We start from the raw sequence: 8,260 nt of genomic DNA on the forward strand, positions 1-8,260 counted from the left end.
AAGTCCGAACGCGCATACCGACTCACCCAGCACACCTCAACCCCCGCTTCCGAGCGAAGCGAGACCGAGCATCCGCCCGTTGGCGGCCCGGCTCGCGTCCGAGTGGCCGTCGCGTAGGCGACGAAGGAGCAAGCGGCGGTCGCTCGGACGCGAGCCACAAGAGGGCCGCGAACACCCAGCGCCGCAGGCGCTGGAAAGACCAACACAGCTAGGCTGCGTGCGGACGAACTGGTGCGTGGAACCGGTGTGACGGGAGAAGTGTGGAATGAGCGTGCGCAGCTGGCCCCAGGTGCTCGGAGTCCTCGCCGACGGTGGCGACCTGGCCGCGGACGACACGTCGTGGGCGATGAACGAGATCATGTCCGACAATGCCACCCCCGCGCAGATCGCCGCGTTCGGCGTCGCCATGAAGATCAAAGGCCCGACGCCCGCCGAACTGACCGGGTTGGCCGCGGGAATGCTCGACCACGCCCGGCTGGTGCGGATCGAGGGCGACGCGGTCGACATCGTCGGCACCGGCGGTGACCGGTCCGGCTCGGTGAACATCTCCACCATGTCCTCGATCGTGGTGGCCGCGGCCGGGGTTCCGGTGGTCAAGCACGGCAACCGGGCCGCGTCGTCGAAGAGCGGCGGCGCGGACGTGCTGGAGGCGCTCGGCGTGAAGCTCGCGCTCGGTCCCGAAGCGGTGGCGCACTGTGTACGAGAGGTCGGCATCGGTTTCTGCTTCGCGGCCGTGTTCCATCCCGCCTTGCGCTACGCGGGGGCGGCGCGCAGCCAGATCGGCATCCCGACGGTGTTCAACGTGCTCGGACCGCTGACCAACCCCGCGCAGCCGCGCGCCGGGCTGGTCGGCTGCGCGTTCACCGACCTGCTGCCCGTCATCGCGGGCGTGTTCGCCGAACGTGGTGCGAGCGCCCTGGTGGTGCGCGGTAACGACGGGCTCGACGAGATCACCACCTCGGACACCACCGAGGCATGGATCGTCTCGGGCGGACGGACGCGGCAAGCCACCATCGATCCCACCCGCATCGGCATTCCCCGGGTCGACCTGGACGCGCTGCGCGGCGGCGACGCGGAGGTGAACGCGGGCGTGGCCCGCGATGTGTTCGCAGGCCGGGGTGGAGCGGTCCGCGATGCGGTGCTGCTGAATTCGGCGGCGGCGATCATGGCCTACGACTGGTCGCGCGGTGCGGGCGATGCGGACGCGGACCTGCACGCCGCGCTCGCCGCGGGCATCGACCGCGCCGCCGAGGCGATCGATGCGGGCAAGGCGGCCGCGCTGCTGGAGCGCTGGTCGAAGCTGACGCAGACACTCGGCGACAACTGACGCGGCGTCGGGTCGAGGCAACACGCTGATCAGAGCGAAGGCCCCGCACGGTGCCGCTACGGCCGGTAACGTCGATGCGGCAATCCGGCGCATCGCCGAGTTCGTCGGGCACCGCGCCTACCGGTTCGACCGACGAGGAGCACAGATATGCGACCCACCGTTTCGGCGCTACTCGCTGTCCTCGCCACCGCGGGCCTCGCCGCCGCCGCGCCCGGAGCGAATGCGGCCGAAGGCGCCTTGTTCGCCGCCGGCCTCAGCTACGAGAACCCGGCCGGCTGCCTCGAGGTCGGCGACGGGTCCGACGTGGAGATCCGCAACCGCACCGACGGCCTCGTGCACCTCTACGACGTGCCGGGCTGCTCGGGCGATGTCGTCGAAGTGCTCGCGCCGAACGACGCCGCCTACTTCGCGGTGCTCAGCGCCCGGGTCGGAGACTGAGCGGGATCAGTCGCCCAGCGAGAACGCGGCTTCTACTTCGGCGCTCGAGTACGACTTGAACGCGATGTGCGTCGTGGTGCGCAGCACACCGGGCGTCTTGTCGATCCGGCCGGTCACCACTTCGGCGATCTGCTCGTGGTCGCGCACCCGCACGATCGCGATCAAGTCCACGTCGCCCGCGCAGGAGTAGACCTCGGCGACGCCCTCGGTGTCCGCGACCGACTGCGCGGTCTCGGGGATGCGGCCGTTGTCTGCGTGAATCAAGACGATCGCGGTAATCATGACGTCAGCCTAAGCGTTCGAGATAGCCCTGCTCGGTCGGTTGCGCACGGACCGCCGCGTCGGCCCGTTCCGCCCACCGCAGCCACCGTGCCGCGCCGAAGAGTGGCTCGCGATACCCCTCCGTGGTGCGCACGATCCGCGCCCCCGGCCGGGCCAGCCAGCGGGCGACCAACGCCACCTCTTCCGGCGAGGCGCCCCGCAGTGGCGGGGCGTTTTCGGTGATCGGCGCTTCCCCCTCTGGTAGCGAGTGTTCGGCGAGAACCCCCGCCGGAATCACCGTTTCGGCGGCGGCGACGATCTGTTCCACGATGGGCATCGGCGGTACGCCGCGCGGTGCGGTGCCGGAACCGGCCAGGCGGCCGTACCGGACGACCGCGAACTCCCATCCGCCGTCACCGTCGGAGTGCGCGACGATCAGTTCGGCTATCCGCGCGAGCGCGGCCAGCCGTTGCGTACGGCGCAGCGCCCGCACCACCCGCGCCGCACGATCGCGCAGCCGCGCGGCCGCCTCGAAATGCTCAGCACGCGAGTGGGTTTCGATGCGATCGAGCATGGACCGGATCGGCGCGTCGCTGTCCCCGGCGAACAGTGCCCGGACGAGCGCGGGCGCCGATGCGTACTCCGCCATGCCCAGCGGATTGCCCGTGGAGGCCGCCGGGCACCCACCGACGAGGGCGGGCGGGCACTCGTGCACCGCCCTGCGCGACAGCCGCGTCGTGCAGGTGCGCAGTCCGGTGAACTCGGCGACGATCACGCCCAGGTCGGCGGCGTCGTTACGGGAGTGGAACGGCCCCAGCGCGTCCCGGGTGGGTTCGCGCACCACCGAGAACCGCGGGAACGGCTCGTCGGTGAGGGTGAGCCACCAGGCCCGCTTCGGAAACTTCGACCGGCGGTTGTACGGCGGGGTGTGCGCCACCAGCAGCCGCAGTTCGCGCACCCCCGCCTCGAGCGCGTGCGCGCACACCACGTGGTCGATCCGAATCGCCAGGGACACCATCTCTTTCATCCGGCCCCGGGTCTCCGAACCGGTGAAGTAATTACGGACACGGCGGCGCAAGTTCACTGCCGTACCTATATAGAGGACTTCATCGGAAGGACCGCGGAACAGATACACACCGGGGGAGGCGGGTAAATCGGCCGCGAGCACGCGCTTGGAGCGCTGCCGGGGCGTGACGCCGGGCAGATAGTCCAGCAGCTCTGTGAGGCTGTGGACGCCCTGGTTGCCGACTCGTCCGATCAGCGCATGCAACACGTCGACCGTCGCACGGGCGTCTTGCAGCGCGCGGTGGGTCGGTTGAGTGGAGGCGCCGAGCAAGCGCGCCAGCGAGCTCAGCCGCACGGAGGGGGCCTCGTCGCGTCCGAGTACCCGTCGCGCCAGTTTCACGGTGCACAGCACCTGCGCGGCCGGCCACGGGGTGTCGCACTGCGCCGCGGCGGCGCGCAAGAACGCCATGTCGAATCGGGCGTTGTGCGCGACCAGCACGGCGCCGGCGGCGAATTCCAGGAAGCCGGGCAGCACCGCCTCGATCCGCGGCGCGGCGTACACCATCGCGGTGGTGATGCCCGTGACGTGCACGATCGCGGGCGGGATCGCGCGCCCCGGGTTGATCAGCGTCGCGAATTCGCCGAGCACCTCCCCGCCGCGCACCTTCACCGCGCCGATCTCGGTGATGCCGTCGGTGCCGGGGCTGGTCCCGGTGGTCTCCAGGTCCACGACCACGAAAGTGGTGTCGTACAGGGGGGTGTCGAGCTCGTCGAAAGCCAGCTGCTGGACGGCCGGGCGCGGCGCGGGGTCGGACACGGCGAGCAGCGTAGGGCCATGGTCCGACAGGAACGAGGCGCGCGGATCCGCCACGAAATGTCCGAATAACACCGTGGGGATTCTCGGGCGATACCCGGGAAATGATCTAGGAAAGCGTAAAAGAGACCCAGATCACAAAAGGTACAAAACTGTATCAAACATTGCCGCGAGTCGCGCGAAATGCAGTCGATCATCGGCGGATGAGTCGACGGCCCGTCACTCTACGGTGTACGAACGGACGACCATACCGGCCACTACGGTTCTTTTCACGCACCTACCTGGCAAAACGCCGATCGAGCCAACCCTGGATGACCGGTCGCCCCAGCCCGCTCCACGGGCCCGCCGAAACCGGCCTCTTCCTGGCATTTCCTGACCGTTATCTGTTCGTGATTCTGTAGGACATATCTCACACCGTTTCGGCCGAGAAATTGTTGAGCGAGTGCATTTCGCATTGCCCGGCCTTTACAAATCACCGTGATGTGTTCGTAACCTTTTCGAGACCTCACGGAGTCCGCCGCGCCAACCGGTGCGGTCCCAGACGCAGTCCGCGGCACCACCGGGTGCGGCGTCGTGAGGCAGATTGGGAGTACCGCATCATGACGACCAACGCCGTCAAGCGTCACGCTCAGCGCGCTGTTGCCGCCGGGGCTGTCGGCGCTGCCACTCTCGGGGCGTTCCTGCTGCCCGCAGCACCCGCCTCGGCCCAGCCGGTGACCATTCCCGGCGTGGGAACTTTCGAGGTTCCCAACGAGATCCCGGTCCCGCCCGCGCTGCCGGGCCTCGAGCTGCCCGGTCCCGCGCCCCTCCCCTTCGCCGCCCCCAAGAGCTCCGGCGAGATCGCCCTGGACGCCGCTCTGAGCAAGGTCGGCTCGCCATACGTCTACGGCGCCGCGGGTCCCAACTCGTTCGACTGCTCCGGCCTGGTCCAGTGGTCCTACCGCCAGGCGGGCGTCGAGCTGCCTCGCACCAGCGGAGCGCAGCTGTCCGCGGGCAGCCCGGTCTCGGTGGACGACCTGCAGCCGGGCGACCTCGTCTCGTTCTACGGCGGCGGACACTCCGGCCTGTACGCCGGTGACGGCAACGTCGTGCACGCATCCACCTCGGGCCAGCCCGTGAAGGTCGCGCCGATCTCCTCCATGCCGGTCGCGGGCGCTCGCCGCTTCTGAGAAGCAGCTGGTCGGGCCGCTGCCGCGCGGCCCGACCGCTCCGACGGCCCGTGATCGTTTCGTTCCCTACTGGACATCGACACGGGCCGTTCCGTAACCTAACCGAGACCTTCCACCGATTACCCGTGGTTCGCCCGCGCAAACCTCGGATTCGGCGAAGGCCTGTGCGTCGGTTTCACGAAAGATCGCTTCACGAGAGAACGGGGCATCGCGGGCTGTGGCTGAACTTCACCGGAGACAGCAGACCAAACGTCTGGTGGGCGGGACGCTGGCAGCCGGAATCCTGGCCGCGGGCCTCTGTAGTGGCGGTCCGGCCGGAGCGGATCCGGTCGCGCTTCCCTCGACGGCCACCGAAGCCGTACAGCGGATGATCGATCTGTCTCATCAGTCCGAGCAGCTCAATCAGCAGGCACTGGGAGTGGAGGCCGAACTGGAGGCCAAGCTCGCCGTGCAGCGCGACGCCGACGCCCGGCTGGCCGACAGCACCGACATGGTCAACCGTGCCCGTGACGAGGTCCGCCGGTACCAGCCGGTCATCGACCGCACCGCGATCGCCGCCTACCAAGGCGCCCGCACCAACCGCCTGTTCGCCGTCCTTGTCAGCGACTCACCGCAGCAACTGCTCGACCAGATGTCCACGTTGGACGTGGTGTCCGCACAGACCTCCGAGCAGCTCGACCACTACGAGAAGGCCACCGACGCCGCGACCGCGGCCGAATCGGCGGCCCGCACCGCCGCCGACGCGGCCCGTTCCGCCGCGCAGAAGGCCGAGGCGGTGCGCATCGATCTGGAGCACAAACGCAGCGATCTCGGCGGCGCCATCGCCCAGGTGGTGCAGGCCTGGGGCACGCTGTCGGCGAAGGACAAGTCCGCCCTCGCCGGATCGCCGTTCCCCCCCGGATTCGACCGGGACACCCTCTTGCAGGGGCTCGTTCCTGGCAGCGGCACCAGCGCGCTGGCGGCCGGGCTCACGCGGATCGGCGACCCCTACGTCTGGGGCGCCACCGGTCCGGACCAGTTCGACTGCTCCGGCTTGGTCCAGTGGGCGTTCAAGCAGGTCGGCAAGAACGTGCCCCGCACCAGTTCGCAGCAGGCCACTTACGGCACCCCCGTGGCCAAGGACGATCTGCAGCCCGGCGACGTCGTGTTCTTCTACTCCGACATCTCACACGTCGGCATCTACGCGGGCAACGGACTCATGTTGCACGCCTCGACCTTCGGCGTTCCCGTCGCGGTCGCACCCATGAGCTCGACACCGTTCCATTCGGCTCGGCGATACTAGACCTCGTGAGCGAGCCAACCAGCGGCACCGCACTACCCGAGGCACCACCGACCGGCGATGGACGACCGTGAGCGACCCGCGCGGTCGACACGGCATCCTCGTCACTACCCGGCACTCCCGCGCCATCGCCATGTCGCCGGCGGGGGTGCGCCGATGAGCGGAATGCGGACGTTGCGCGAGTGGTGGTCGGCGCGGCGGCGGTTCGAGTTCTGTCTCACCGTCGCGATGGTGGTGGCGCTCACCGGCGTATGCGTCGCACTGATCATGTTGCCGAACACGGTGCTACCGAAACTGCGGGCCGCCGAACCCGGTACGACCGAGGCGGTGGGGCAGGCGGCGGCCGCCGATCCCAGGCTCGCCGAGGTGCGGCGCATCGTCGAACCGTTCGGCTCGATCGTCGCCCGCCAGGTGCCGACCGGCGACGGACGGCAATCCCTGGTCGTCGGCCATCCCGATCAGCGAATCGAAATCGACGTGCTGGAGCGTGAACTCGCCGACGCCACCGCCGCGGTGACCGACGTCTGGGGTCCCGGCTGGGCGCAGTCCGCGCTCGTGGTCGTAGCCTCCTCGCCTTCGGAATTCGCGGCTCTACTGCGTTCACCCGGCCTCCTGCCCGCCGAAGTCGCCGCCGCCTCCGTCGCCGACCCGTTCACGCCGGGCAGCAGCCCCACCGGACAGCGTGTCGTCTTCGGTCCAGACACCGGACGCCGCCTCGATCCCGAGGGCATGGCCACCCTGCTGCGGCACGAACTCACGCACATCGCCGCGCGCGCCGACACCGTCGACGGCGCCCCCCTGTGGATGCTGGAAGGCTTCGCCGACTACACCGCCCACCACCGCGACGCCCAGCGGTTCGCCGACATCGCCCCCACCCTCACCGCGCATGCCCACGCCGGGCGGATCCCCGGCGATCTGCCCGGCGACGCCGAGTTCTCCGGCCCCGATGCCGCCTTCACCTACGAAAAGGCCTGGTCGATCTGCGCGTTCGTCGCGGAGAAATACGACCGTCCCCGCCTCGTCCAGCTCTACCACCGCATCGCGACGGGCAAGCAGGACCCGACCACCGAAGACGGCATCCTCCGCGAAGTCCTCGGCACCACCCGCGCCGCTTTCGTCGACGACTGGCGCGAGTGGCTCCGGACCCGGACCGCCTGACGCGCCCTACGAGCACCGGCCGACGTGAAGATCCCCCGCCGAGCCCTGCATGCCACGCACACGATGCCCCGGCCTTCGAATGCCGATGCACCACGCACCTCACCCGAGCGAAGCGAGACCGAGCATGCGCGGCCCGCCGCCCGACTATGTCCGAGCGGCCCCCGCGCAGGCGACGAAGGAGCAAGCGGCGGCCACTCGGACGTGCGCCACGAAGACCTCTACCCTCAATCTCCACCAGCGCGGCAAACAACACGGCCCAGCCGCGACGTACTCGATGAACCATGAGTACCGGCGCTCGACACAGACAGCCGGCCAGACCCGCGTGCACGAGGCCAGCCAGCTCCACTGCCGACGCGCCCCGCGCGCGACCGAGCATCCGCCGTCCGCCGCCCGGCTCACCTCCGAGTGGCCACGACATACGCGACGAACTCGCACACGCCCCCGCGCCCCCAGACCGGCAAGCACAAGGTCAGCAAGCCCACTGCCAACGCGCCCAGCGCACCTCAACCACGTCTCTCGAGCGAAGCGAGACCGAGCATCCGCCGCCCGCCGCCCGGCTCGCGTCCAAGTAACCACGACATACGCGACAAACCCGCACACTCCCCCGCGCGCTCAGACCGGTATGCACAAGACTGGCAAGCCCCCCCAGCGCACCTCAACCACGTCTCCCGAGCGAAGCGAGACCGAGCATCCGCCGCCCGGCTCGCGTCCAAGTAACCACGACATACGCGACAAACCCACCCCCCGCCCCCAGACCGGCAAGCACAAGGTCAGCACGCCCACTACCAACGCGCCCAGCGCACCTCAAC

7 protein-coding genes are annotated in these 8,260 nt (G+C 69.6%); 5 read left to right on the top strand and 2 right to left on the bottom strand.

Annotated elements, in window-relative coordinates; translation table 11 throughout:
* Positions 1–265 precede the first annotated feature (265 nt).
* A complete protein-coding gene (trpD, locus tag ACFU5M_RS33325; RefSeq protein WP_379055400.1) occupies positions 266–1,327 on the top strand; it encodes an anthranilate phosphoribosyltransferase in 1,062 nt (353 codons plus the stop codon).
* A 147-nt stretch (positions 1,328–1,474) separates the two neighbouring features.
* On the top strand, positions 1,475–1,765 hold the full coding sequence (locus ACFU5M_RS33330; protein WP_379055402.1) for a hypothetical protein: 291 nt from the start codon (positions 1,475–1,477) through the stop codon (positions 1,763–1,765).
* A gap of 6 nt (positions 1,766–1,771) precedes the next feature.
* Here ACFU5M_RS33330 and ACFU5M_RS33335 read toward each other — a convergent pair whose 3' ends face one another.
* A complete protein-coding gene (locus ACFU5M_RS33335; protein ID WP_379055404.1) occupies positions 1,772–2,047 on the bottom strand; it encodes an Lrp/AsnC family transcriptional regulator in 276 nt (91 codons plus the stop codon).
* Positions 2,048–2,051: 4 nt separating this feature from the next.
* Positions 2,052–3,848: a DEDD exonuclease domain-containing protein gene (locus tag ACFU5M_RS33340; protein ID WP_379055412.1), complete on the bottom strand. Its 1,797-nt coding sequence runs from the start codon at positions 3,846–3,848 to the stop codon at positions 2,052–2,054.
* Between the two features lie 596 nt (positions 3,849–4,444).
* On the opposite strand from ACFU5M_RS33340, the gene ACFU5M_RS33345 reads away from it, so the two are divergent.
* From ACFU5M_RS33345 to ACFU5M_RS33355, 3 genes are all read left to right on the top strand, one after another.
* Positions 4,445–5,014: a C40 family peptidase gene (locus ACFU5M_RS33345; protein ID WP_379055406.1), complete on the top strand. Its 570-nt coding sequence runs from the start codon at positions 4,445–4,447 to the stop codon at positions 5,012–5,014.
* A gap of 217 nt (positions 5,015–5,231) precedes the next feature.
* A complete protein-coding gene (locus ACFU5M_RS33350; protein WP_379055408.1) occupies positions 5,232–6,296 on the top strand; it encodes an NlpC/P60 family protein in 1,065 nt (354 codons plus the stop codon).
* Between the two features lie 153 nt (positions 6,297–6,449).
* Complete coding sequence (locus ACFU5M_RS33355; RefSeq protein WP_379055410.1) at positions 6,450–7,451, top strand: hypothetical protein; 1,002 nt, start codon at positions 6,450–6,452, stop codon at positions 7,449–7,451.
* Positions 7,452–8,260 lie beyond the last annotated feature (809 nt).

It is taken from the genome of Nocardia sp. NPDC057455, from assembly GCF_042802775.1.
Classification (GTDB): Bacteria; Actinomycetota; Actinomycetes; order Mycobacteriales; family Mycobacteriaceae; genus Nocardia.